Annotated in this window: 23 protein-coding genes and 1 pseudogene; 19 read left to right on the top strand and 5 right to left on the bottom strand. The window is 64.0% G+C overall.

Features of this window, described 5'->3' with window-relative positions; translation table 11 throughout:
* Positions 1-125 precede the first annotated feature (125 nt).
* The 8 genes from ACKOED_RS00120 (at position 126) to ACKOED_RS00085 (ending at position 7,762) form a co-directional block, all read left to right on the top strand.
* The gene (locus ACKOED_RS00120) at positions 126-2,546 is read left to right on the top strand and encodes an FAD-dependent oxidoreductase (RefSeq protein WP_408914543.1); all 2,421 of its coding nucleotides are present in this window, start codon (positions 126-128) and stop codon (positions 2,544-2,546) included.
* 42 nt (positions 2,547-2,588) lie between these two features.
* Positions 2,589-3,365: a transporter substrate-binding domain-containing protein gene (locus ACKOED_RS00115; protein WP_408914542.1), complete on the top strand. Its 777-nt coding sequence runs from the start codon at positions 2,589-2,591 to the stop codon at positions 3,363-3,365.
* Between the two features lie 89 nt (positions 3,366-3,454).
* Positions 3,455-4,147 carry an ABC transporter permease gene (locus ACKOED_RS00110; protein ID WP_408914541.1) on the top strand — a complete coding sequence of 231 codons (693 nt, stop codon included), beginning with the start codon at positions 3,455-3,457 and terminating at the stop codon, positions 4,145-4,147.
* Entirely contained in the window at positions 4,144-4,932 is a 789-nt protein-coding gene (locus tag ACKOED_RS00105; protein WP_408914540.1) for an ABC transporter permease, read from the top strand. Before ACKOED_RS00110 ends, ACKOED_RS00105 begins: the two co-directional genes overlap by 4 nt.
* Before the next feature lie 147 nt (positions 4,933-5,079).
* Positions 5,080-5,754 carry a GntR family transcriptional regulator gene (locus ACKOED_RS00100; RefSeq protein ID WP_408914539.1) on the top strand — a complete coding sequence of 225 codons (675 nt, stop codon included), beginning with the start codon at positions 5,080-5,082 and terminating at the stop codon, positions 5,752-5,754.
* Positions 5,755-5,772: 18 nt separating this feature from the next.
* On the top strand, positions 5,773-6,807 hold the full coding sequence (locus ACKOED_RS00095) for an agmatine deiminase family protein (protein WP_408914538.1): 1,035 nt from the start codon (positions 5,773-5,775) through the stop codon (positions 6,805-6,807).
* Positions 6,808-6,852: 45 nt separating this feature from the next.
* Positions 6,853-7,251 carry a hypothetical protein gene (locus ACKOED_RS00090; protein ID WP_408914537.1) on the top strand — a complete coding sequence of 133 codons (399 nt, stop codon included), beginning with the start codon at positions 6,853-6,855 and terminating at the stop codon, positions 7,249-7,251.
* A 40-nt stretch (positions 7,252-7,291) separates the two neighbouring features.
* Positions 7,292-7,762 carry a hypothetical protein gene (locus tag ACKOED_RS00085; protein WP_408914536.1) on the top strand — a complete coding sequence of 157 codons (471 nt, stop codon included), beginning with the start codon at positions 7,292-7,294 and terminating at the stop codon, positions 7,760-7,762.
* Positions 7,763-7,975: 213 nt separating this feature from the next.
* Here ACKOED_RS00085 and ACKOED_RS00080 read toward each other — a convergent pair whose 3' ends face one another.
* Together ACKOED_RS00080 and ACKOED_RS00075 are read right to left on the bottom strand one after the other, a co-directional pair.
* Positions 7,976-9,142 (bottom strand): mandelate racemase/muconate lactonizing enzyme family protein, encoded by a 1,167-nt coding sequence (locus ACKOED_RS00080; protein ID WP_408914535.1) that lies wholly within the window; start codon positions 9,140-9,142, stop codon positions 7,976-7,978.
* 58 nt (positions 9,143-9,200) lie between these two features.
* A complete protein-coding gene (locus ACKOED_RS00075) occupies positions 9,201-10,346 on the bottom strand; it encodes a mandelate racemase/muconate lactonizing enzyme family protein (protein ID WP_408914534.1) in 1,146 nt (381 codons plus the stop codon).
* Positions 10,347-10,417: 71 nt separating this feature from the next.
* On the opposite strand from ACKOED_RS00075, the gene ACKOED_RS00070 reads away from it, so the two are divergent.
* The gene (locus ACKOED_RS00070) at positions 10,418-11,239 is read left to right on the top strand and encodes an IclR family transcriptional regulator (protein WP_408914533.1); all 822 of its coding nucleotides are present in this window, start codon (positions 10,418-10,420) and stop codon (positions 11,237-11,239) included.
* Here the strand turns inward: ACKOED_RS00070 and ACKOED_RS00065 are convergent.
* Positions 11,236-12,366: an extracellular solute-binding protein gene (locus ACKOED_RS00065; RefSeq protein WP_408914532.1), complete on the bottom strand. Its 1,131-nt coding sequence runs from the start codon at positions 12,364-12,366 to the stop codon at positions 11,236-11,238. The genes ACKOED_RS00070 and ACKOED_RS00065 overlap by 4 nt on opposite strands.
* A 121-nt stretch (positions 12,367-12,487) precedes the next feature.
* On the opposite strand from ACKOED_RS00065, the gene ACKOED_RS00060 reads away from it, so the two are divergent.
* The 5 genes from ACKOED_RS00060 (at position 12,488) to ACKOED_RS00040 (ending at position 19,102) form a co-directional block, all read left to right on the top strand.
* Positions 12,488-14,011 carry an ABC transporter substrate-binding protein gene (locus ACKOED_RS00060; protein WP_408914531.1) on the top strand — a complete coding sequence of 508 codons (1,524 nt, stop codon included), beginning with the start codon at positions 12,488-12,490 and terminating at the stop codon, positions 14,009-14,011.
* Between the two features lie 74 nt (positions 14,012-14,085).
* On the top strand, positions 14,086-15,036 hold the full coding sequence (locus tag ACKOED_RS00055; RefSeq protein ID WP_408914530.1) for an ABC transporter permease: 951 nt from the start codon (positions 14,086-14,088) through the stop codon (positions 15,034-15,036).
* A gap of 3 nt (positions 15,037-15,039) precedes the next feature.
* The gene (locus tag ACKOED_RS00050) at positions 15,040-15,936 is read left to right on the top strand and encodes an ABC transporter permease (RefSeq protein WP_408914529.1); all 897 of its coding nucleotides are present in this window, start codon (positions 15,040-15,042) and stop codon (positions 15,934-15,936) included.
* Positions 15,933-17,933: a dipeptide ABC transporter ATP-binding protein gene (locus ACKOED_RS00045; RefSeq protein WP_408914528.1), complete on the top strand. Its 2,001-nt coding sequence runs from the start codon at positions 15,933-15,935 to the stop codon at positions 17,931-17,933. Before ACKOED_RS00050 ends, ACKOED_RS00045 begins: the two co-directional genes overlap by 4 nt.
* On the top strand, positions 17,930-19,102 hold the full coding sequence (locus ACKOED_RS00040) for a mandelate racemase/muconate lactonizing enzyme family protein (RefSeq protein WP_408914527.1): 1,173 nt from the start codon (positions 17,930-17,932) through the stop codon (positions 19,100-19,102). The genes ACKOED_RS00045 and ACKOED_RS00040 overlap by 4 nt, the downstream gene beginning before the upstream one ends.
* Before the next feature lie 129 nt (positions 19,103-19,231).
* On the opposite strand, the gene ACKOED_RS00035 is transcribed toward ACKOED_RS00040, so the two are convergent.
* Complete coding sequence (locus tag ACKOED_RS00035; protein ID WP_408914526.1) at positions 19,232-19,366, bottom strand: hypothetical protein; 135 nt, start codon at positions 19,364-19,366, stop codon at positions 19,232-19,234.
* Between the two features lie 213 nt (positions 19,367-19,579).
* Here ACKOED_RS00035 and ACKOED_RS00030 point away from each other — a divergent pair, with 213 nt between their 5' ends.
* The 5 genes from ACKOED_RS00030 (at position 19,580) to ACKOED_RS00010 (ending at position 22,967) form a co-directional block, all read left to right on the top strand.
* Entirely contained in the window at positions 19,580-19,999 is a 420-nt protein-coding gene (locus ACKOED_RS00030; protein ID WP_408914525.1) for a Fur family transcriptional regulator, read from the top strand.
* A 100-nt stretch (positions 20,000-20,099) separates the two neighbouring features.
* Positions 20,100-20,849, top strand: a complete 750-nt coding sequence (locus ACKOED_RS00025; RefSeq protein WP_408914524.1) for a metal ABC transporter ATP-binding protein — start codon at positions 20,100-20,102, stop codon at positions 20,847-20,849.
* Complete coding sequence (locus tag ACKOED_RS00020; RefSeq protein ID WP_408914523.1) at positions 20,846-21,718, top strand: metal ABC transporter permease; 873 nt, start codon at positions 20,846-20,848, stop codon at positions 21,716-21,718. The genes ACKOED_RS00025 and ACKOED_RS00020 overlap by 4 nt, the downstream gene beginning before the upstream one ends.
* A gap of 11 nt (positions 21,719-21,729) precedes the next feature.
* Positions 21,730-22,731 (top strand): metal ABC transporter solute-binding protein, Zn/Mn family, encoded by a 1,002-nt coding sequence (locus ACKOED_RS00015; RefSeq protein ID WP_408914522.1) that lies wholly within the window; start codon positions 21,730-21,732, stop codon positions 22,729-22,731.
* The gene (locus ACKOED_RS00010; RefSeq protein ID WP_408914521.1) at positions 22,728-22,967 is read left to right on the top strand and encodes a GTP-binding protein; all 240 of its coding nucleotides are present in this window, start codon (positions 22,728-22,730) and stop codon (positions 22,965-22,967) included. The genes ACKOED_RS00015 and ACKOED_RS00010 overlap by 4 nt, the downstream gene beginning before the upstream one ends.
* A gap of 73 nt (positions 22,968-23,040) precedes the next feature.
* Here the strand turns inward: ACKOED_RS00010 and ACKOED_RS00005 are convergent.
* Positions 23,041-23,152 (bottom strand): annotated as a pseudogene (locus ACKOED_RS00005) (IS630 family transposase); the annotation flags it as partial.

The raw sequence follows: 23,152 nt of genomic DNA, 5'->3' as shown, positions 1-23,152 counted from the left end.
CTTGTTGGCGAGCCAGGCGAGCGGCGCCCCCATCCGCTCGGTGGCGGTGCAGGCCGGCTCGCGTCTGCACGCGACCTTCGGCCCACTGGGCGCGATCGAGCTCGTGTTCGCATGAGGTGCGGCCGATGAAGAGCCATGTCGAGGTTGCGGTGATCGGCGGCGGCGTTACCGGCTGCTCCATCGCCTATCACCTGATGAAAGCGGGCTTCCGGGACGTGATCCTGCTCGAGCGCAGCGAACTCACCGCCGGCTCGACCTGGCATGCGGCGGGCGGCACTGGCGCCTTCGGCGGGGGCGCCAACGCCACCTATCTGCACAATTACAGCTTCAGCATCTACCCGAAACTCGAGACGGAAACCGGCCAGTCCTGCGGCTTCCACCACGTGGGTGCTCTCGCGCTCGCACGCACCGATGAGCGCATGGACGAATTGCAGCGGCATCATATGGCGGCCCGCCGCGCGGGACTGGAGACAAACTGGCTCTCAATTGAAGACACACTGAAGCGCTGCCCGGTTCTCGATCCCGCCACCATCAAGGGCGTTCTGAGCGAGCCGCATTTCGGCCATGTCGACCCCAGCGGCGTGACCCAGGCCTTCGCCAAGGGCGCGCGCGACATGGGCGCCGAGATCATCCGTCATAACCCGGTGCTCGATACCAGGCTCAGGCCAGATGGTTCATGGGATGTCGTCACCCGCAACGGCACCATCCGGGCGGAGCGGATTGTGAATGCAGCCGGACTCTGGGCGCGCGAAGTGGCGGCGCTGGCCGGCATCCGGTTGCCGCTGATGCCGGTCGAGCATCATTACTTCGTGACCGAGACCATCCCGGAAATCGAAGCGCTGGATTTCGAATTGCCGCTCATCGGCGATGCCGACTCCGAATATTACATGCGCCAGGAAGGCAAGGGCCTTCTGCTTGGCGTCTACGAGGATCCGTGCACCCATTGGGCCGAAGACGGCACGCCGCCGAACTTCGGCCATGAGCTGCTGCCCAACCAGCTTGAGCGTATCGATAAGAACTTCCTGCAGGCGGTTGAGGCCGTTCCGGTGCTGGGCGCCGCCGGCGTGAAGCGCATCATCAATGGACCGATGATTTTCTCGCCCGATCTCAATCCGCTGATCGGGCCCTATCCCGGCGTTCCCAATTACTGGTGCGCCTGCGGAGTGATGACCGGCTTCAGCCAGTCCGCCGCCATCGGCATGGTGCTTGCCGGCTGGATGAAGGAGCGCGAACCCCTGTTCGACGTGTTCATGTGGGACGTCGCGCGCTATGGGCGCTGGGCCGGCAAGGCTTATGTGAAGGCGCGCACCGGCGATATGTACGCCACGCGCTTCAAGACCCTCTATCCCTATGAGCATCGAAGCGCCGGCCGGCCGGTGATGACGACGCCCGCCCATGCGCTCTACCGGGACAAGGGCGCCGTCTTCGGGGCGAGTGACGGCGTCGAATTTCCGCTGTGGTTCGCGCCAAGCGGCGTCAGGCCGGAAGAAACCCTTACCTTCCGCCGTCCCAATTGGTTTGCGCATGCTGGAAATGAGTGCCGCGCGCTTCATGCCGGCGCCGGCATCATCGATATCTCGACCTACGGCAAGCATATCGTCAAAGGCCCGCGGGCGCGCGCCTGGCTGAACCACGTGATGGCCAATCACATGCCGGTGCGCGATGGCCAGCTGGTGCTGACGCCCATGCTGAGCCACAGCGGCCATCTGATGGGCGAGTTCTCGGTGGCGCAGCTCAGCGGCGAGGAATTCCTCCTCATCGGCTCCGGCGTTGTGGACCGCTATCACCATCGCTGGTGGGAACAGTTCCTGCCCGCGGACGGTGTTTCCGTCGAAAGCATGACCCTTGGATTGTGCGGGCTCTCCGTCTCGGGCCCCAATGCGCGGGCATTGCTGTCCAGGCTATGCGACCATGACCTTTCCGCCGAAGCATGGCCCTATCGCAAGACGGCGCGGGTCCAGCTGGGGCCGGCGGCGGACGCGATACTCGTGCGCGTCGCCTACACCGGCGAGCTTGGCTATGAGGTCTATGTCAAGCCACACCATCATCTGCCGCTCGTCGAAGCCCTCCTGGCGGCAGGCCAGGACCTCGGCGTGACGCTGGCCGGCATCCGCGCTCTCAACAGCCTGCGTGTGGAGAAAGGATATGGCGCGTGGGGTGTCGAGTATGCGCTCGACTATACGCCGTTCGAATCCGGCATGGGCGCGCTGGTGAAGTTCGAAAAGCCGGATTTCGTGGGACGAGAAGCGGCGCTGAGGCTCAGGGATCAACCCCGGCGTTATGTCTATTCCCTGTTCGAAATCGATGCGGAAGACGCCGACCCATGGGGAGACGAACCGATACTCTCCGGTGAGGGGATCGTGGGCTATCTCTCCTCCGCCGCCTTCGGCTTCCGTGTTTCGAAGAGCCTGGGGCTTGGCTACATGCTTGGCGCGCACGCCGGCACAGCGGCGGCGCTCTCAATTGACATTCTCGGAAACCGCCGCGGCGTGAAACTGCTCCGCTCCGCGGCTTTCGATCCAGGCGCGAGCAGGATGAAGAGTTGAGTGAGACAACACCAGCTTTCCAGACAACACAAGGAGGAAACCATGAATAGACGCACAGCAGTCCTTGCCCTTCTGGTGGCGTTGGCCATGGCGGCGATGACGCCCGTGGCCTCGGCCAAGGAAGTTCTGAGGGTTGCCATATCGACCGGCTATCCGCCGTTCAATGTTCTGAACGCCGATGGCAGCTTTGGCGGCTTCGACGTCGATTACGCCAATCTGCTCTGTGAGCGCATGAATATGACATGCGAGTTCGTCGACAATGAATGGGATGGCATCATTCCGGGTCTTCTCGCCAAGAAATACGATGTCATCATCGCGTCGATGGGCATCACCGAAGAGCGCAAGAAGCAGATCACCTTCTCGAACCCCTATTATCAGACGCCATCCTCGGTGATTGCCCGCAAGGAGTCCGGGCTCAAGCCCGACGCGGAAGGGCTGGCCGGCAAGGCGATCGGCGTGCAGCGGGCCACCGGCCATGAATGCTATATCCAGCGCGAGTGGCCAAAGGCCGACATGCGCTCCTACCCGACGACCGACGAGGCCTATCTCGACCTCGTGTCCGGGCGCATCGATGCCGTGCTGGTCGATTCGATTCCCGGCCAGGACTGGCTCAAGGCCCCGGCCAACGCCGGTTTCGCCGTGATCGGCGCAGACATCTACGACAAGCCATGCTTTGGCGAAGGCACGGGCGTTGGCATGCGCCAGGATGAACCGGAACTCCTGGCGGCGATCAACGCGGCCATCCAGAAGACCCGCGAGGACGGCAGCTATGTCGCCCTGTCCAACAAATACTTCGGCCGCGACATTTACGGCCAGTAGCGCCAAATGGCGCCGCCGCGACAACCGGCGGCGCCTGCTTCCCGGCCCGGATGTTTCGCCGCCGGCGATGATAAGGCACAGTCAGGCTGATGGAGAGTCTCTGGGAGTATCGCTGGCTACTGGCGCAGGGCACCGGCGTCACGCTGACGCTCGGTCTTTGTGGCCTTGCCCTCTCGATGCTCATCGGGCTTGGCGGAGCCGCGGCCAAGATCGGCGGATCGCCCCTCACCCGGCGGCTGGCCGGCTACTACACCAGTTTCGTTCGCGCGGTGCCGGACCTCTGCATGATGCTGCTCCTGTATTTCGGCGGGCAGACGCTGTTGAACAAGCTCGGCGCGATGACCGGCTGGTGGGACTATATCGAGATCAATTCCTTCGCCGCCGGGGTGCTTACCATCGGCTTCATTTTCGGCGCCTATATGACCGAGTCGTTCCGCGGCGCCTACAGCTCGATCCCCGCCGGTCAGTTCGAGGCGGCGCGCGCCATCGGCATGACGGCCTGGCAGATGTTCCGCCGCATTACTTTTCCGCAGCTGATGGGTTATGCGCTGCCGTCACTCGGCGTCAACTGGATGGTGCTGCTGAAAACCACCGCGCTGGTTTCGGTGATCGGGTTGAAGGACCTCGTATTCTTCGGCGTTTCAGCCGGACGTTCGACGCGCGATCCTTTCACCTTCCTGATGGCCATTCTTGTCATCTATCTGATCCTCACCGCGATCTCCGATGCCGTCCTGCGGACGCTGGAAGCGCGCTACACGAGGGGCCGGAGGCTTGGCGCATGACGGCGGCGGCAAGCCTCTCCGATATCATGGCCCGGATCGCCGCGTTTTCGGCGACGTCTTCGCCGGTCGATTTCGTGCTCATCCTGTCGCATTGGGAGATCTTCCTCACCGGCCTCAAGAACACCGTTCTGCTGGTTACTGCCGGCCTGTCATGCGGCGCTGTTCTTGCCCTTCCCATGGCGATTGCCCGCTGGCGGCGGGTTCCCGGTCTGGCGCAGGCCATCGGCGCCTTCGTCTATGTGTTCCGCGGATCGCCGATGCTGGTCCAGGCCTATCTTTTCTATTACGGGCTGGCCCAGTTCGAGGCGGTGCGGGAGAGCTTCCTGTGGCCCGTGCTGCGCGATCCCTGGTGGTGCGCGGCGATTGCCTTTTCGATCAACTCCGCCGCCTACCAGGTGGAGATCTACCGCGGCGGGCTTGACGCCGTTCCGAAGGGCGAGGTCGAGGCAACCGCGGCGCTTGGCATGTCGCGCGTCACGGCTTTGCGTCGGGTCATTGTTCCGTCAGCGCTGCGCCGCTCGCTGCCGATGCTCGGAAACGAGGCGATCTTCCTGCTGCATGGCTCGGCGATTGCGTCGATGCTCACCATCATCGATGTGCTGGGCGCTGGCCGCCGGCTGAATGCCGAATATTATCTGGCCTATGAAGGCTTCCTGGCGGCGACGCTCATTTACATGGTGCTCGTCCTGCTGATCACCAGGCTCTTGGCCGCTGTGGAGCGGCGAACGCTCCGGCACCTGGCGCTGCCGCGGCGGCAGGCCGGCCTGGCGCGGCGGGCGGCCTAGGGGGAGCGTGGCATGGCGGAACGGCGTATCAGACAGGCTTCCGCTCCGCATGCGCCGTTGCCGCAGCCCGCGGTATGGTGCCTGCCCCGTCCAGCCGTCCTGTGCGGGTCCTTTTCCGGCAATAGCGACTTCAGAGCATGAGGAAGAATGATGGCGTCTAGTCAGACACGCACCGAAGCGGTTTACCACCGCATCAAGGCCGATATTCTGGGCGGCATGATCGAACCGGGCAGCCAGTTGCCATTCGCCAAGTTGAAGCTCGATTACGGAGCCAGCATGGGGGTGTTGCGCGAGGCCCTGATGCGGCTGACGGCGGAGGGGCTCACCGTCAATCAATCCCAGCTTGGCTTCAAGGTCATGTCGCTGTCGCTCGAGGACCTTGTCGATCTCACGGAGACACGCTGTACGGTTGAGAGCCTGGTGTTCAAGGATTCAATCATCAATGGCGATATCGACTGGGAGGCCCGCGTGGTCTCGGCCCATCACCGCATGGAGCGGACTCCCAAGCATGATCCCAGTGAGGACGCGCCGGTCACCGCGGCGTGGGCCAAAGCGCACCATGACTTCCATATGGCGCTGCTCGGCGCTGCCAAGAGCCGCCGGCTCATGGGCATCGCGGAATCCTTGCGGGCCGCGGCGGAGGTTTACCGCCGCTGGTCCATGCCATTCGAAATCGTCAAGCGGGATGTCACGGCGGAGCACCAGGAACTGGTCGATCTCGCCCTGAAACGCGAAGCCGACGCCGCTGCGGACTCCTTGCGAAGACATTTGCAGCTGACCAAGAATCTCATTCTGAAGGGCGTATCAGGTGGCCGGCAGTAGCGGGGCGGGTGTGGCGCTGTGACCCGGACCTTCCGCATGCCCGCCGAATGGGCGCGGCATGAACGCACGCTCATCGGCTGGCCCTGCCGCGCGTCGTCATGGGGGCATACGCTGGAGCAGGGCCGCGCCGAGTTTGCCGCCGTGGCCAATGCCATTGCGCAGTTCGAGCCTGTCACCATGGTCTGCGCCGACGCGGGGCAGGCGGTGGCGGCGCGCAGGGTCTTGTCCGCCAATATCTCCGTGGTGGTGCGGCCGATGGATGGCTCCTGGCTGCGCGACAATGGGCCTCTCATCGTCAGCGACGGCCGGACAAGGCGCGCGCGCCATTTCCGCTTCAATGCCTGGGGCGAACGCCACGCCAACCGCGACCGTGACGCGCGGCTTGGGCGCACGCTGGCGGAAGACCTCGGCATTCCCGTCGATGACGTGGATGTGGTTCTCGAGGGCGGCGCGGTGACGGTGGACGGCTCGGGCCTCATGGTGGCCCCCGAAGGCTGTGTCATGCACCCGTCCCGCAACTGGTATCTGTCGCGGGAGATCGTCGAGGCGCGGATCATCGAAGCGCTTGGCCTCACCGGAATCATCTGGCTGGGGCAAGGGCTGGCGGAGGACTCGGTGCGCGATCCGGACCGCATCTATTATGGCACCGATGGGCATGCGGATCTGTTCTTGTGCTTCATCGGCGCCGGCCGGGCCCTCATGCTCAAGACCGATGACGGCGATCCCAACGCGCCGCACCTCGCGGCATCCAAGGCCCTGCTTCAGCGCGAAGGGGTGGAGGTCCTCGACTTTCCCTATATGTCGGGCTTCGAGGATGTAGGGCGCTGGATCATCGCGCCCTACATGAATTTCTATTTCTGCAATGGCGCGGCCATCGTACCGGTGGCGGGCGCGGAACCGGACAAGGACCAGGAAGCGGTGTCCTATCTTGCGCGGCTCTTCCCTGACCGGCAGATTATACCCATCGTCATGCGGGCAGCGCCCAGACAGGGCGGCGCGATCCACTGCATGACCCAGCAGGTGCCTGCCATGACGGCCTCCTCGACCCAGTAAGAGACGCTTCAGACGCGAATTCAACATCATGGTGCACAACGTACCATGAAGCTGAGAGCCGCCTGGAGCAATACGCCGCACCTTGAGGCCCGATTCACGGAAAGGAATCGAGCCCCACAACGTCAATTTCCCGTTCCGGAATATCGGCGGCGGCGGCTGTTGATCATCGGGGTTTGTTCGTTGCTGCTCAACCCGCGGGTGTCGCCAGAGCCGGTGAGAGTGTTCAGTTCCCTCATGCACCTGCTGACTGTTCAAGCCCATCCCGTTCCTGAAAGCTACAATGCATGTTTGTTTCGGGCGGCGACTGAAGCCGCCAGGATCAAAGACCACGACGTCGAGGTCACTGACCTTCATGGCGAGGGCTTCAACCCGTTGATGAGCGCCGCGGCTACACGGACGAAAGCCGGATACCTGCTGATATTTTCCGCCGCGCCGCGGCACTGAAAGAGGCTGAGGGCCTGATCTTTGTGCATCCGATTTGGTGTTGTGTACCTTTCTGATCGGCGCACCCGGCCGCAAAATGATCCTGCGGGGCCTGCGGTTTTGTACAGCAACCCGTACCAAAACCTTCTCGATGGGTCTGCATGAGATGGATCGCCAGCTAGATGTGACGCGCCACCACTATCTGGACCGCTTCCGTGGCCCCGGTCAGACCGCAATCGACGATCCGGTTCTCCATCAACGCATGGCCCACGAAGCACAGGCGGCTGAACTGGTTGTCTCGTTAGCGAACAAGCTGCGCATGCGGATCGGTTGCCGTGGCGTGGGTCGGGTCAGGGCGCTTCTCCTCTGGGACGTTACGCTTGCCATCGCGTCCGGCGGCGGGCGGCCCACCCGGACCGTTCCCCGGCACGAGATTCTGGCCTTGCCGCGGAATGCAAATCGCTCCGTCTTGCAAGACATGGCGAATCACATTGCAACATCCAACCCGACGGGTTGTTCGGCGGACTGTTAAGGCGCTTTGCAACCGGCCATGAAGACCTACCGCCAATCTGTACATCGACGCTCCAACTGGTCAGTGTACTCTGCCATAAGCTGCGAGGCCGGACCCCAGAGATCACAATAGGGGACGTTGCTCTTTATGATGGCTGTCGATCTGTCGTTTGAGCTGTTGCTGTATGCCTGCTGGACAGTGTGAAGTTCTATTCGAACTCTCGCATTGAGGTGATCAGCTATCCCGCCGCCAGCGGGCGATCAGATCCTCGTTGAGTTCGATGCCAAGGCCTGGCCCTTGCGGCAGATCCATGAAGCCGTCGGCGACGGCCGGTTCCGGAGACACCAGCTCACGGCGCATCGGGCTGTCGAACACATGCGGGGAGACATATTCGAAGACCGGCGCCGCCGGGCAGGCGGCCTGGAAGTGGCGCCCCACCGCGGAGGTTATGCCGGTCTTCCAGCCATGCGGCACGACTTCGGCGCCCATCAGCTCACAGTAATCGGCGATGCGGCGGATTTCGGTGAGGCCTCCGCCACGCCCGATATTGGGCTGAACGACGCCGACCTTTCCGGCGGTGATCCACTCGCGCACCTCAAACCGCGTGGCGGCGGCCTCGCCGCCGCAGATGCGGATGGCGCTTCGCTCCGCCAGCCGCGCGTGGCCTTCGATGTCATCGTGCTGCAAGGCGGCCTCGGCAAAGAAGACATCCTGTTCGGCGATCCGCTCCAGGACGAAAAGCGCGTCATGCCAGTTATGCCAGCGGTAGCCGAAATCGACCGCCATCAGAATTCCGTCCCCAAGCATACGTCGCCCCTGCCCGATGAGGTTCACCAACTCGCGGTCGGTGACGAGATCATAGAACAGCACCTCCATCTTCACAGCCCGAAAGCCCGCTTTCAGCGCGGCGTCGAACTGGCGGCCGATCTCCTTCATCAATTCGTCAATGCTGCGCCCATGCGGCAGGCCGGGGTAGATCGTGCAATAGGGGCGCAACTTGCCGCGCCGGGCGCCGCCCATGAGCTTGTAGGCCGGGATGCCGAGCTGCTTTCCCGCCAGATCGTGAAGCGCGATGTCGATCGCCGACAGCGCGTGAATGCCAAGCCCGCGCCGGCCCGGCCAGAACGTGCCGTCATAGAGCTTCTGCCAGAGCCCGGCGATCTCCACCGGGTCTTCGCCGGTCAGAATCTCGCTGGCGTTACGGCTCCACAGATGCGCCGTTGGCATTTCGATGAAGGCCTTGACCACCGAAGGCGGCGCATCCGCCTCGCCGAAGCCGTAACGGCCGTCCTCGTCGTAGATCTTGACGATGACCGTATCTGCGGTGCCGTCGAGATCATTGGCGGACCCGTCCGGAGAGAAGATGGGAATCACTTCCAGTCTTGCGATGCGGCTGGTCACGGGAGGCACCTCCAGGCGGAGCCGATGAAATCAACTTCGAGATGACGGCGCGTGGTCATCAGGCAGAAGCCCGCGCCGGGACAGCATATGCATGCACCGTCTCCCGGTTGAGAGAGACGCCGAGGCCAGGCCTGTCCGGAACCTTGACCCGGCCATCCGGGCCGATCGGGAAGTCTTCGTTCGTCAGCTTCCAGCGCAGGGGCGACTGGCTCGTCGAATATTCGAGCGGCTCATCCATCCAGTGCTGCGACAGGAAAGCAAGGTTGGCGGCAATGGTGATGTTCGACTTGTAGCCGTGGGTTACGACGCGGCGTCCCAATTGCCGGGCCAAAGCCGATATCCGCATCAGCTCGGTGAGGCCGCCGGCCATGGTCACGTCCGGCTGCGCGATGTCGATCTTGCCCCGCCGGAACGCCTCTTCATACTCGAAGCGGGTGGTGAGGCCCAGGTCGCCGCCGCCGATCGGGATGCCGAAGCCCTGGAAGCGCGCGTGGCCGTCAAGATCGTCGATCGGCAAGGGCGCCTCGACCCAGAAGAACCCGTTCTCCCGGAAGATCGGCATCAGCGGCAGGCCCTCATCCGCCGTGGACCAGGCGGTTGCCGCATCGACCATCAGGCGGATGTCGTTGCCGACATGCGCCCGCGCCGTGCGGATCAGCAGCGCCGTCTTGTCGAGATCGTCGCGCCAGAACGGGTCGGCGACGATCTTGATGGCCCGGAGGCCAAGCTTCAGGCCGCGGTCGATGTTGCGCCTGACGTCGTCGGGCTCGGTTCCCAGCGGATAGACGGTGCCATAGGCCAGAACGCTATCGCGCTGCGGCGCGCCGAGCAGCCTGCCCACGCTCCTGTTCAAGGCCTTGCCACGCAAGTCCCACAGCGCGATGTCAACCGCCGATATGGCATGGATCACCACGCCGCGCCGGCCATAATAGCTGGTGAGGTCATACATGCGCTCCCACAGGCCTTCGACGTCCGATGGGTCCGCGCCCAGCAAGACTTGCTTCAGGCCCATGGCGTGGGTATGCGAGCGCGGCGCGTCGATGATCGCCCGGATCACGGCGGGCACGCTGTCGACCTCGGCGATGCCGGTCAGCCCTTCGTCGGTGTGGACGAGCACCAGGCAGTTGTCATAGGAGCCGTCGAAGGTGTCCCCGGTCCAGCCGGGCACCCGCAATTCGATGACTTCGATGTCGGTGATCTTCATGGGCTCCCTCGCCTGCCGCAGCTTCAAACTTGTTGTTTCAATATGTCGGACTACTGTCTAGAATAGCGGAAATGAGCATGGATACAATGGGGCCCAAGAGCCGCAAGCCGCGAACAGCCGCGATGCCCGCCGCCGAAGAGGCCGGCGAGGGTTCGCGCAGCGTGAGGCGCGCGATCGACATTCTGGGACTGATGCTGGACCGTGGCGGGCCAGTGACGGTCGCCCAGATCATCGCCGAACTGCGGATTCCGAAATCGACCGCCTATGAGCTGGTGCGGACGCTGAATGAGGCTGATTTCGTGGCGCCCGCCAGCAAGGGCAGCGGCCTGTTCATCGGCCGCAAGCTCTATGAGCTTGGCATGGCCTATCGCAGCCATGTCGATCTGCTGCGCGACGGCGCCCTGATCGCCGAAGAGCTGCGCGACGAAACCGGCGAGACCGTGCAGCTTTCGGTGCTGGACAACGGCATGATGATGGTGCTGCTCAAGGAAGAGGGCCGCGGACACCTGCGCATCATCAGCAATGTCGGCACCCGGGTGCCGGTCAACTGGGCGGCGGCCGGAAGACTTCTGGTATCGGATTATACAGATGCGGAACTTGAAAGCCTGTTGAAGAAGACGGTCCGCCAGTCGCCGACCGGAAACGCCGTGATGGATGTCGAAAAGCTCATCGCGCAAATCAAGAAGTTCCGCCGCCTCGGCTATGCCACGGAACTGAACGAGGCCAACGAGCACGCGGGCTGCATCGCGGCGCCGGTTCTTGATGCGGCTGGCCGCTGCTTTGCGGCGATCAGCGTTGTGGTGCCGGAGCAACGGCTCAACAAGCCCAATCGGGAACGTCTGATCGCCAGCGTCATGGGCGCGGCGGAGAAGCTGTCGCGCCGCCTGGGTTAGGCCGCGGCATGTAATTCACTGAGCCGGTCGAGCAGGGCCGCCTCGGCCATGTCGCCGCGCAAGTGGCTTTCGATGAGATCGCCGCCCGCCTCCTGGAAAGCCAGATAGCCATCATAGCGCGGCCTGATCCAGCACTGGTCCATGGTGGCGCGGGTATCGCGGTAGCAGCCGCCGAAACGGTCATTGATGGCGGCATCCTCCCACGCCGCACGGCGGGCGGGCTGGCCGTGGTGGTGCGCAAACAGCAGCTGTGTATCCAGTTCCGCGGCAAAGCGGGCATAAGCGAGGGCGGCACCGGGATGGGCCGAACGCGCCGACACGCCGAGCCCCGTGCCGCCGATGGTTGAACCGCGCGGGCCCTGGGGCCCAGGAAAATCATGAAAGCGCAAGGGATGCGGATGGTCCGCCTCGGCATAGGTCGCATAGCAATAGACCGCCGGACAGAACACCAGATCGTCGCGTAGACTCATCTGATCATGCAGCGCGATGCTGTTCCAGTCGAGCGCCTGCGGCGGACAATAGGCGAGCAGCGCACGCATCAGGCCCAGCGCCTCCCGCGCCGCGCCAGCCTCGAAAAGAGGTTCCGCGGGGTCTATGGCGCAAGGCCGGCCAAGATTGGCCATAAGGGTGAAGAAGGTCATCAGGCTGTGAACGCCCTTGAGGCCGATGGCAAGCCACAGGCCGCGCTGCCGCGCTTCATGCCCAAGACGCAAGAGTTGCTGCCAGTCACGCGGAACATGGCCACCCAATCGCGCCATGAGGTCGGGCCGGGACACCGCCACCTGGCATGCCGCATCGACCGGTACAGACCAGATTTCCCCGGCCATCCGGTAGGTGGCGAGTGACGGGCCGACGAAATCGCCGTCATGAAGCGCGAGGCTTGACCCCAGCGGCAGCAGGCAACCGCTATTCGCCACCCTGCCCATGAAGGGATGGTCGAGAATGATCAGATCATAGGTTTCAGCGAGGACATCGACGGGGGTGAATTCAAAGCCGCTCAGCGGGCGGCTGTGCCAGATAACCTCGATCTCCGGATGGCGCCTGGTGAACATATCCCGCGCCGCAAGCAGCGGATCGACCGCGCGGCGATGATCCCACGTCATGCCCTTGAGCCTGATCTTCCCCATGCGTGCCTCCGGTTCTCTTGACTGTGAAGCTATTGCAGTACAAGGTCTGTCTGGCAAGACGCACAGTTGTCCGGCATTTCGGAATGCGCGTCTGCAACAAAAAAGCTGGAGGAGAATGCCCATGAAACTGAACAGATGGTTGTCCGGAGCGGCTGCGGCCGCGATCGGGCTTGCCGTTGCGTCGCCCGCATGGGCGGCAGCCGGCGACGAATGCGTTAAAATCCTGGGGTATGAGTGGAGCGGCGAGAAGCAGTCGATGGATCCCGCCGACATGCATTCCGGCGACGATGCCTATCATACTTTCGCGGTCTACAACCGGCTCGTCGACGTCGACGACAACTTCAACCTGATCCCGGAACTGGCCACCGAATGGTCGGTGTCGGATGACGGCCTCACCTGGACCTTCAAGCTGCGTCCCGGCGTCAAGTTCCATTCCGGCAAGGACTTCACCTCGGCCGATGTCGTCTACACCTTCAAGCGCCTGCTTGATGAGAAGACCGGCTCCGGCGCGCGCGCCGTGCTGGCCTTCCTCGATCCGGAAGGCATCAAGGCGCCGGACCCGATGACGGTCACCTTCACCACCCAGAAGCCGGTGGTGCAGCTTCCCGTGCTGATCAGCAACAAGTTCACCAATATCGTGGCGGACGGCGCCAAGGCCGAGGACCTCAAGCTGAAGGGCGACGGCACTGGGCCGTTCATGCAGGAACAGTTCACGCCCAACGCGCCGGTGCGCATCCTGCGCAAGAACCCCAACTATTGGGACGCCGGAAAGCCCATGGCCGAATGCCTGAAGATTACCGTGGCGCAAGAGGCTGTGGCGGCAGTCGCCGCCATGAAGGCAGGCCAGATCGATCTGATGCTGAACGTCGATCCCTCGGTCATTGCCTCGATCAAGGACGATCCCAATGTCCAGATGCTACAGACCGGCGCCTCGAACTCGATGACCGTTTCAATGTGGGTCGATACGCCGCCCTTCGATAATCCGAAGGTGCGCGAGGCGCTCAAGCTGGTGGTTGACCGTCAGGCGATGGTCGATACCGTGCTTCTGGGCTTCGGGCAGGCGGGCGCCGACAATCCGGTACCGGTGAGCAGCCCCGCGTCCTTCGTCAAGGAAGCGCCCAAGCAGGACATCGAGAAGGCCAAGGCATTGCTCGCCGAAGCCGGCTACAAGGATGGACTCAAGTTCGATCTTTACACTGCCGAAGGCGTGCCCGGCATGGTGCGTATGGCGCAGGTCTATGCCGAAATGGCCAAGCCCGCCGGCATCGACATCAACGTCATCGTGACTCCGGCTGAAAGCTACTGGGACGATGTCTGGCTGAAGAAGCCGATCGTCACATCGGCCTGGTCGATGCGGCCGCCGGGCGAAGGCCTGGCAGTGGCCTACACGCAAAATGCCAAGTGGAAGGAAACTCACTGGGAGCGTCCCGATTACGACGCGCTGCTGCTCAAGGCCAACACCACGGTGGATGAGGCCGAGCGCAACAAGCTGTTCCAGCAGACCGGGCAGCTGCTTGCCACCGAGGGCGGCTTGATCCTGCCGATGTTCGTGCACCAGGTTCTGGCCATGCGCAAAGGCTGCGAAGGCTATGAACCCCGTGCCCAGAACTTCAACCTCAAGTTCGAAATCTTGAGCTGCAAGTAAGGCAGCGGCGCGGAAACTGAACCTGCAACGCAGGGCGAGGCCAGCCTCGCCCTGCTCTTTCCGGGGAGGCCTGTTTGCAGATCTGGCTGCTGATCGTGCGGCGCGTCGCCCTGGCGGCGGTCACCTTGCTGCTGGTTTCGGCCTTCGTCTTCTTCGTGCTTGAGATCCTCCCGGGCGACGTCGCCACTCGCATTCTCGGCCGCGATGCAACGCCGGAGTCGCTTCAGGTTCTTCGTGAACAGCTGGGGCTCGATCAGCCGGCCATGACCCGCTATCTCCACTGGCTTGGCGGGTTGCTGACCGGCGATCTTGGCCAGTCCCTGGTTTCCAGCCGTTCGGTCTCCGAGGTGCTGGCGCCACGCATCTTCAACACGCTCGCGCTGTCGGTTTACGCCTTCCTGCTCTACCTGCCGCTGACCGTGATCCCCGCGGTCGTCCAGGCGCTGACCCGCGACAAAGCCACCGACCATGCGCTGTCGGTGGTAACTCTCGTGCTTCTTTCAATGCCAGACTTCCTGCTGGCCACCATTCTGCTGCTCGCCTTCGTGCTCTGGATACCGGTGCTGCCGGCCATCTCGCTGGTCGACGAGACCTCAAGCTTCGGCGAATACATGCGAGCCATGACGCTGCCAGCCGCGACGCTGGCCATCGTCATGGCGGTCTATGCGGTGCGCATGCTGCGCGACAATCTGATCGAGGTGCTTGATTCCGACTATGTCCGCATGGCCGAGCTGAAAGGTCTTTCACGATGGCGGGTGCTGCTGCGCCACGCGCTGCCCAATGCGCTGGTGCCAACCCTCAACGTGACGGCGCTGAACCTCGCCTATCTCATCGGCGGCGTCGTGGTGGTTGAGAGAGTCTTCTCCTATCCAGGCTTCGGCACGCTGCTCGTCGATTCACTGCAGCTCCGTGATCTGCCAGTGATCGAGGCGACGGTGATGATCGCCGCGCTTGTGTATGTGACAGCGAATCTCGTGGCGGACATCGCCGCGATCCTGCTCAATCCGCGGCTCAGGACGGCATGAAGAATGAGCGAGGCTGACATCGGGCTTGCCGCGCCGCCGCAGCAGCGGCGCAACTGGCTGCTGCTGTGGCGGCAGATGCCGCTCAGCTTCCGGATCGGCAGCCTTATCCTTCTTGTACACCTGTTGGTTGCCGTGACCGGGCCTTTTTGGGCGCCCTACGGCTATTCCCAGATGGGCGCCGGCATCCCGCTCTCAGGCATGAGCCTCGCGCATCCCTTCGGCATCGATCAGCTGGGCCGCGACGTGTTCAGCCGGGTGGTGCATGGCAGCTGGATCGTCATTTCGCTGTCGCTTGCCGGCACGCTGCTCGGCACGCTGATCGGCGCCGTCATTGGCCTGCTGTCGGGCTATGTCGGCGGCTGGATCGACGACATCGTGCAGCGGGTGCTGGAGGCGTTGATCAGCATTCCCTTCCTCGTCCTCGCCCTTATCGCCATCGCCGCGGCGGGCACGGAGTATTCCGGAAATCCGGTGCTTCTCGTGATGGTCGTGGCGCTGGTCTATGCGCCGCGCATCGCCCGCATGGCGAGGGCCGCCGCCATCGATATCGCCACCCGCGATTATGTCACCGTGGCGCGCTTGCGTGGCGAAAATGCATGGTCTGTCATGCGCCGGGAGCTGCTGCCCAATGCCACCAGCGTGTTGCTGGTCGAGTTCGCGTTGCGCGCCGGCTATGCCCCGGTGCTGATCGGCTCGCTGGGCTTCCTGGGCTTCGGGCTCAGACCGCCCACGCCGGAATGGGGTTTGATGATCAGCGAAAACCGGGCCTTGCTGATCGTGTCTCCTTCCACCGTTCTGGGACCGGGCCTCGCACTGGCTTCACTGGTGGTCGGCCTCAACCTGTTCACCGAAGGTCTGGCCCGCGTCCTGGGCCGGACGGTGAAGCTGGGCACGCAATGACCGCGCTTGCTCTCGAGGTCGATGGTCTTTCGGTGTCCTACCGTCAGGGCCTTGGCTGGCGGCAGGTGGTCGAGGACGTCAGCTTCTCGGTGCGGCGTGGCGAGGTTCTGGGGCTGGTGGGCGAGTCTGGCTGCGGCAAATCCACGGTGGCGCTGCAGCTTCTCGGTTTCCGCCATGGCGGGCTGCGCACCGATGCCGGAAGGATCATGCTCGACGGCCTTAATGTGCTGGGGCAGGACCGCGCGGGGCTTGACCGCATGCGCGGCGCCCGCGTGAGCTTCGTGCCGCAGAACCCGACAACGGCGCTCAATCCCGGCATGCGCGTCGGCGCCCAGATTGACGAAATCCTCGCGGCGCATGACCGGCCTGCCGGCGACCGGACCCGCGCGCTGTTCGGGCTGGTCGGGCTGCCCGATGATGCGGCATTCCTGCGCCGGTTTCCGCACCAGCTTTCCGGCGGCCAGCAGCAGCGCGTTTGCATCGCCATGGCGCTGGCCTGCGAACCGGGCTTCGTGGTGCTGGACGAGCCGACCACCGGGCTCGACGTGACGACACAGGAGCAGATCGTCGAGCTGTTGATCGATCTGCGCGCCCGCCTGGGGATGTCGATGCTCTATGTCACGCATGATCTGGGCCTCCTGTCGCAGATCGCTGACCGAATCGGCGTGATGTATGCCGGGCACATGGTGGAAATCGCGCCGACAGAACGGCTGTTCGCCGCGCCGCGCCATCCCTATACGCGCGGCCTGATCGCCGCCCTGCCACGGATTGACGGCGCGCGCCGGTCCGTCAGGCCGCTGCGCGGCTTGTTGCAGCGGGATATGCTGCCCAAGGGCTGCCCCTTTGCGCCGCGCTGCGATTATGCGCTGCCGCGCTGCTTTGAGGAGGTTCAATCGCTCAGTCCCGCGGGGCAACACCATGAGGTGGCCTGCTGGCGTCTGGCGGAATTGCCGCCGGCGGCCGCGCCGGCTGACACCGATTTACCCGCCGCGCCGGACCACCGGTCAACGCTGCCCTTGCTGAGCGTGGATAGGCTCACAGTCAGCTATGGCCGCGGCAGCCGCGCATTCACCGCCTTGGACAATGTCTCGCTCACCGTCGAGAAAGGTGAAACGGTGGCGCTCGTCGGCGAGTCCGGCAGCGGCAAGTCCACGCTGGCGCGCGCAATTGCGGGCATGGTGGCGCCCGCCGCCGGACATATCCGCCTCGTTCAGTCCGAACTGGCGGCGCTTGTGAAAGCGCGCAGCCCCGCTGAGCGCCGGCTTATCCAGTATATCTTTCAGAACCCTGATGCGTCGCTCAACCCGCGCGCCACAATTGGCCGCAGCCTTACGAGGCCGCTTGAGTTCTTTTTCCCGGAGCGCGAGGCAAGCACGGCGGAGCAGGTCACCGCAGCGCTTGCCGAGGTTCGCCTCGATGCCGGATATGCCAGCCGCTACCCGGACCAGCTCTCAGGCGGCGAGCGCCAGCGCGTGGCGATTGCCCGTGCTCTCATTGCCCAACCTGACCTGTTGCTCTGCGATGAGGTGCTCTCGGCGCTGGACGTTTCGGTGCAGGCCAGCATCCTCGAACTGCTGCAACGCCTCAAGTCCGAACTGGGCGTGGCTATGCTGTTCATCTCGCATGATCTCGCCGTGGTGCGCATGCTGGCTGACCGCGTCTGCGTGCTGTTCCGCGGACAGGTGATGGAGCTGGGCCCGCGTGAACAGGTGTTCGCGCCGCCCTTCCACCCCTACACGCTGTCCCTGCTCGAAGCCGTGCCATCGCCGCTCAGGAAACGCAAGCCGGTGCGCCAGAAGACCATGGGTTCGGGCGAGCCCGGACCCGGCTGCGTCTATGCCGGCCGTTGCGCCGTGGAGATCCCCGGCGCCTGCCGCGCAGCGCCACCTCCGTGGCGCGAAACGCCCGGTGGCCTGGCCATCCGCTGCCATCACACGCTTGAAGACCTGCAAAGGAAAGCCTCACCGCTCGCAGAGAAAGGACTGGAAACGCCATGAAAATCACCAAGGTCGAATGTTTCGTTCTGCTGGTACCGGATTACCGGGCGGATGCCTGTTCGTCCGCGCAGGACAATCTGGTCGTGAAAATTCATACCGACGATGGCCATGTCGGTATCGGCGAAACCGACACCAACCCCTGGGTGGCCCGCGCCATGATCGAGGCGCCGGGCACCCACATCATGGGCCTTGGCCTCACCGAGATGCTCATTGGCCAGGACCCCCGCGATGTCGAGGGTCTGTGGGAGAAAATGTATCGCGGCTCGGCGATGACCGGCCGCCGGGGGCTCGGCATCTGCGCCATCGGCGCCCTCGACATGGCGCTGTGGGACCTCGTCGGAAAGATCGAGGGCAAGCCCTGCTGGCAATTGATGGGCGGCGCCACCAACCGCCAGATCGTACCTTATGCCTCGCTGCTGCCCGAAGGCGACGACCTCGAAACCTATGGCCGCGTGTTGCGTGAGCGCGCGCTGGGGGCGCAGAAGCTCGGCTTTCGCGCCGCCAAGCTGGAAATCTGCCTGAAGGGGCCCTACTCGCATAACTCCCTGCAGATCGCCGATGACCGTGAATGCGCCCGCATGGTGCGCGACGTGCGCAAGGCCGTCGGCCCGGACATGACGCTGATGGTCGATGTCGCCTATGCCTGGCCTGACTGGAAGGAGGCGCTGCGGGCGATCGAGATGTTCGCCGACCAGGATATCTATTTCGTCGAAACGCCGCTCCCCTCGGACGATGTCGAAGGCTATTCCAAGCTTTGCCATGCCTCGCCGGTGAAGATCGCGCTGGGCGAATGGCAGAACACCCGCTTTGAATTCCTCGAGTTCATGAACGCCAGGGCGATCGACGTGGTGCAGCCGGATGTGGGACGCGTCGGCGGCCTGACGGAAGCCAAGCGCGTTGGGATGCATGCCCGTGACCGCGGCCTGGCGGTGGTGCCGCATTGCTGGAAATCGGCGATCGGCATCGCCGCCTCGGCGCATCTGGCCGCCGTGTCGCCAACCTGTACCTTCATTGAGTTCTTGCCCCGCGAACTGGCGGATTCCGCTCTCCGGCGCGATCTGTGCAGCGCCGAGCTTCCGGTGGTGGACGGTGTTATTCCGCTGCCGGCAGGGCCGGGTCTCGGCGTCACGCTCAACGAGGAGGCGCTGCAGAAATATAGGGTCGCATGAGCGCGCACAGCAAGAACCCGGCTCCACCGAACAAGAGAGGCACAACTGCCACATTTCGTTTCGATAAGTACAAGTTCGTTCGGTTCTTCAAAAGATCTTGACGCTGACCGGGTTTGAGCGAATGACGGCTCAGACCTCCGGCGCGGCGACGCCCAGCGTGGCGGCGGTTTTCATGATGCGGCGCCCGGTTTCGTCGTCAACGGGCAAGCCCTCTGCAAGCCTCCGGGCGCGGGTGCGCTGCTCGATCTCGCCGGGCAGCAGCACTTCGCCACTGGGCTCGATGGGCGGCGAACCCGCCCGGCAGCGATCCTACAGCGCAAGACTCCAGTTCAGAACGGTCCAGTTTCCGGGGGGCAGAGCACCCTGCCGCCGCCCCAGGCCAGCTGACCAACCGTCATGAAAAGGTTTGCGGAGCGGCAAGCCGTATGATTACATTCACTTGACATTTGATATGTTATAATATAACATTTCTACATTATGTTGTCTGCTCCAATCCGCAACGCCACCAGCCGACGGTCTGCCAACGACGAGCAGGTCTATGACGCGTTGCGCAAATCGCCGCGGCCGATGTCGGCTTATGAAATTCTGGGGGCGCTGAAAGGCTCCCACATCAAGGCGGCGGTGCAGGTCTACCGGGCGCTTGAACGGCTGATGGCCGGCAACCGCGTCCACCGCATTGAGAGCCGTAACGCTTTTGTCGCTTGCAGCTGCGCGGCCCACAGCACGCCGGCCGGCTTCTATATCTGCGAATCCTGCGGCGCTGCTTATGAGTTCGATCCTGGCCCCGTCCTCGGCGCGATGCGCCCCGCCGCGGCCGGCTTTGAGGTGCAGCAGGCGAGCATCGAACTGCGGGGGCTCTGCCTCGATTGCGGCGCGAAAGGGGCGCGGCCGGCATGAGAAATCATTCGCCCTTTCTCGACGCCGGCGCTGGCGCGCGCCTGCTGGCAGCGGCGGCGCTGTCCGCCGCCATCTGGCTGGCCGTGCTGGCGGTGATGCAATGACCCCGCCGCCGCATTTCCATCTCGACGATGTGACCCTGGGCTATGAGGGCCATCCTGCCGTACACCATCTGACCGGACGCTTTGAAGCCGGGTCGATGACCGCCATCTACGGCCCCAACGGGTCTGGTAAGTCGACGCTGCTCAAGGGTTTGATCGGCCGCCTGAAGCCGCTTAGCGGGGCCATCGGCCGGCCGCGCCTCGATGTGCGCGACATCGCCTATCTTCCGCAAGCTCAGGAGATCGACCGCAGCTTCCCGGCCTCGGTGCATGACCTCGTGTCGCTGGGGCTGCTGCGCAAGACAGGTCTGTTCTCCGCCCTCGCCGCGGCGGAGCGCGAGGCCGTCGCCGCGGCCCTTGCGGCGGTGGGCCTTGGCGGCTTTCACAGCCGGCAGATCGGCTCTCTCTCTGGCGGACAATTGCAGCGGGCGCTGTTCGCCCGGGTGTTGCTGCAGGACGCAAAGGTGATCCTGCTCGACGAACCATTCTCGGCGATCGACTCCAAGACCGTGAACGACCTTCTCTCGCTGATCCACCGCTGGCACGGCGAGCGGCGCACCATCATCGCTGTCCTTCATGACCACGAGCTGATCCGCGCGCATTTTCCGGAAGCACTCGTGCTGGCGCGGGAGCCGGTGGCCTGGGGCAGCGCCGAAACCGCCCTGGCGCCCGCCAACCTGCTCAAGGCGCGGCGCATGAACGAAGGCTGGGAAGAAAACGCCCCATGGTGCGGAGAGCGCGCCGCATGATTGTTTATGACCTCGTCATCGCGCCATTTGTGGACTTCGCCTTCATGCGCCGCGCGCTGGCCGGCGCGGCGGCGCTATCTCTCTCCGCCTGCCCGATCGGCGTATTTCTGATGCTGCGCCGCATGAGCCTGACCGGCGACGCCATGGCGCATGCGATCCTTCCCGGCGCCGCCGTGGGCTTCCTGCTCGCAGGCCTCAGCCTGCTGCCGATGACGCTGGGCGGGCTCGCCGCTGGACTTTGCGTGGCGCTGTTGTCGGGCGCGGCCGCGCGGCTGACCATCCAGCGCGAAGACGCGACCCTGGCCGGCTTCTACCTCGTTTCCCTGGCGCTCGGCGTGCTGCTGATCAGCAGCAAGGGCTCGAACATCGATCTATTGCACGTCCTGTTCGGAACCGTGCTGGCCCTCGACGACGCCGCCTTGCAGCTGATCGCATGGGTTGCGACGATCACGCTCCTGACGATGGCGGCGATCTGGCGGCCGCTGGTAGCGGAATGCCTGGACCCCATGTTTCTGTCATCGGTAAGCCGTATCGGCCCAGTGGTGCATTTCCTGTTCATGGCGCTGGTGGTGCTCAATCTGGTGGGGGGCTTCCAGGCGCTGGGCACGCTGCTGGCGGTGGGCCTGATGATGCTGCCGGCGCTGTCCGCCCGGCTGTGGTGCCAGCGGCTCGAAAGCATGTGCCTCCTCGCGGCAGGGGCCGGCTTCCTGTCCTGCCTTACCGGGCTTCTGTTCTCTTACCACGCCAGCCTCGCCACAGGGCCGTCAATCATCCTCACCGCCGGAGCCTTCTACGCCTTGTCACTCATCATCGCGCCGCATGGCGTCATCCGTTCGCGGCGCGCGCCGCGCCGTCACCGCATCGCATAAGGGAGAGTTGCATGCTTTCAAACCCAAGACTGCGCCTGCCGGCGGTCATCGTGGCCGCGGGCTGCATCGCGGCACTTGCCCAGCTGGCCAGGGCCAGCGAGTCCGTCAAGGTCGTATCCAGCTTCTCGATCCTGACTGATCTCGTCGAACGGGTCGGCGGAGAGCATGTGGATGTCGTCACGATCGTCGGCCACGACAGCGACGCGCATGTGTATGAGCCGAAGCCCGACGACGTCAAGGCGGTGGCGGCCGCGCAACTTGTCGTCGTCAATGGGCTTGGCTTCGAAGGCTGGCTGGACCGCCTGGTGGACAGCAGCGGCTACAAAGGCCCGCTTGTGACGGCGAGCAATGGTGTCAACGTCGAAAAGACGGAGGCCGGGCAAGATCACGGCCACGTCCACAGTCACGGCCGAGGCCACGATCACGATCACGATCACGGCCACGGCCATGATCACAGCCACAGTCACGGCGACTACGATCCGCACGCCTGGCAGAACGCCGCCAACGCCGAAATCTATGTAAGCAATATCGCCAGCGCCCTGTGCGCCGTGGCGGAAGCGAAGTGCCCGGTCTTCACGGCCAACGCCAAGGCCTACCGAAAGGAGCTGGCGGCCCTCCACGCCGAGATCAAGAGCGCGATGGCCAGGATTCCGGAGGCCCGCCGGACGGTGATCACCTCACATGACGCCTTCGGCTATTTCTCCGCCGCCTATGGCGTGACCTTCCTCGCTCCCGAGGGCGTGAGCACCGAAAGCGAAGCGTCGGCCAAGGATGTGGCGCGCCTGATCAGGCAAATCCGCGAGGACAAAGCCTCAGCGATCTTCGTTGAGAACATCACTGATCCGCGGCTGATCGAGCAGATTTCCCGGGAGACCGGGCTGAAGGGCGGCGGCGCGCTCTACTCCGACGCGCTGTCCGGCCCGGATGGACCAGCGTCCAGCTACATCAAGATGATGCAGAACAACGCCCGTCTTCTGGCCGAAGCCATGACCGCATCGCGTGGCGGAACGTGAAGCAGGTTCCCGTAACAGCCCCGACCGGCTGCCTGGGCGCCCGAAAGACAGCGCTTCTCAACCACATCCTGCCGGAGCAGCGCGGCAAGAAACGCGCCCTTATCGTTAGCGAGTTCGGCGAGATTGGCATCGACATGGATGTCGTCGCCGGCGCCGACGAGCAGTTTCTTGAGACGAACAACGGCCACATGCGCCGCAGGGTGCGGGCGACCTCATCCGGATTCTCGGCGGCCTGATGAAGCGCAAGGACAAGTTAGACGCTAGTGTCCTCAACCAGAAATCCGGGCGATCAATTCGTGGTCTCATGAACTGGGGTTTTGGACAGAACCTCGCGATTGAGGCTAGGATTTGGTCTGCTGATTTGATCCAGCTGAACGGCCTTGGTTTCGCGTTGCGGGCGTTGATGAAGGCTGCGATGTCC

The sequence above is a fragment of the Aestuariivirga sp. genome (genome assembly GCF_046093005.1).
Taxonomy (GTDB): Bacteria; Pseudomonadota; Alphaproteobacteria; order Rhizobiales; family Aestuariivirgaceae; genus Aestuariivirga.
This window is presented reverse-complemented; position numbering and strand designations above follow the sequence as displayed.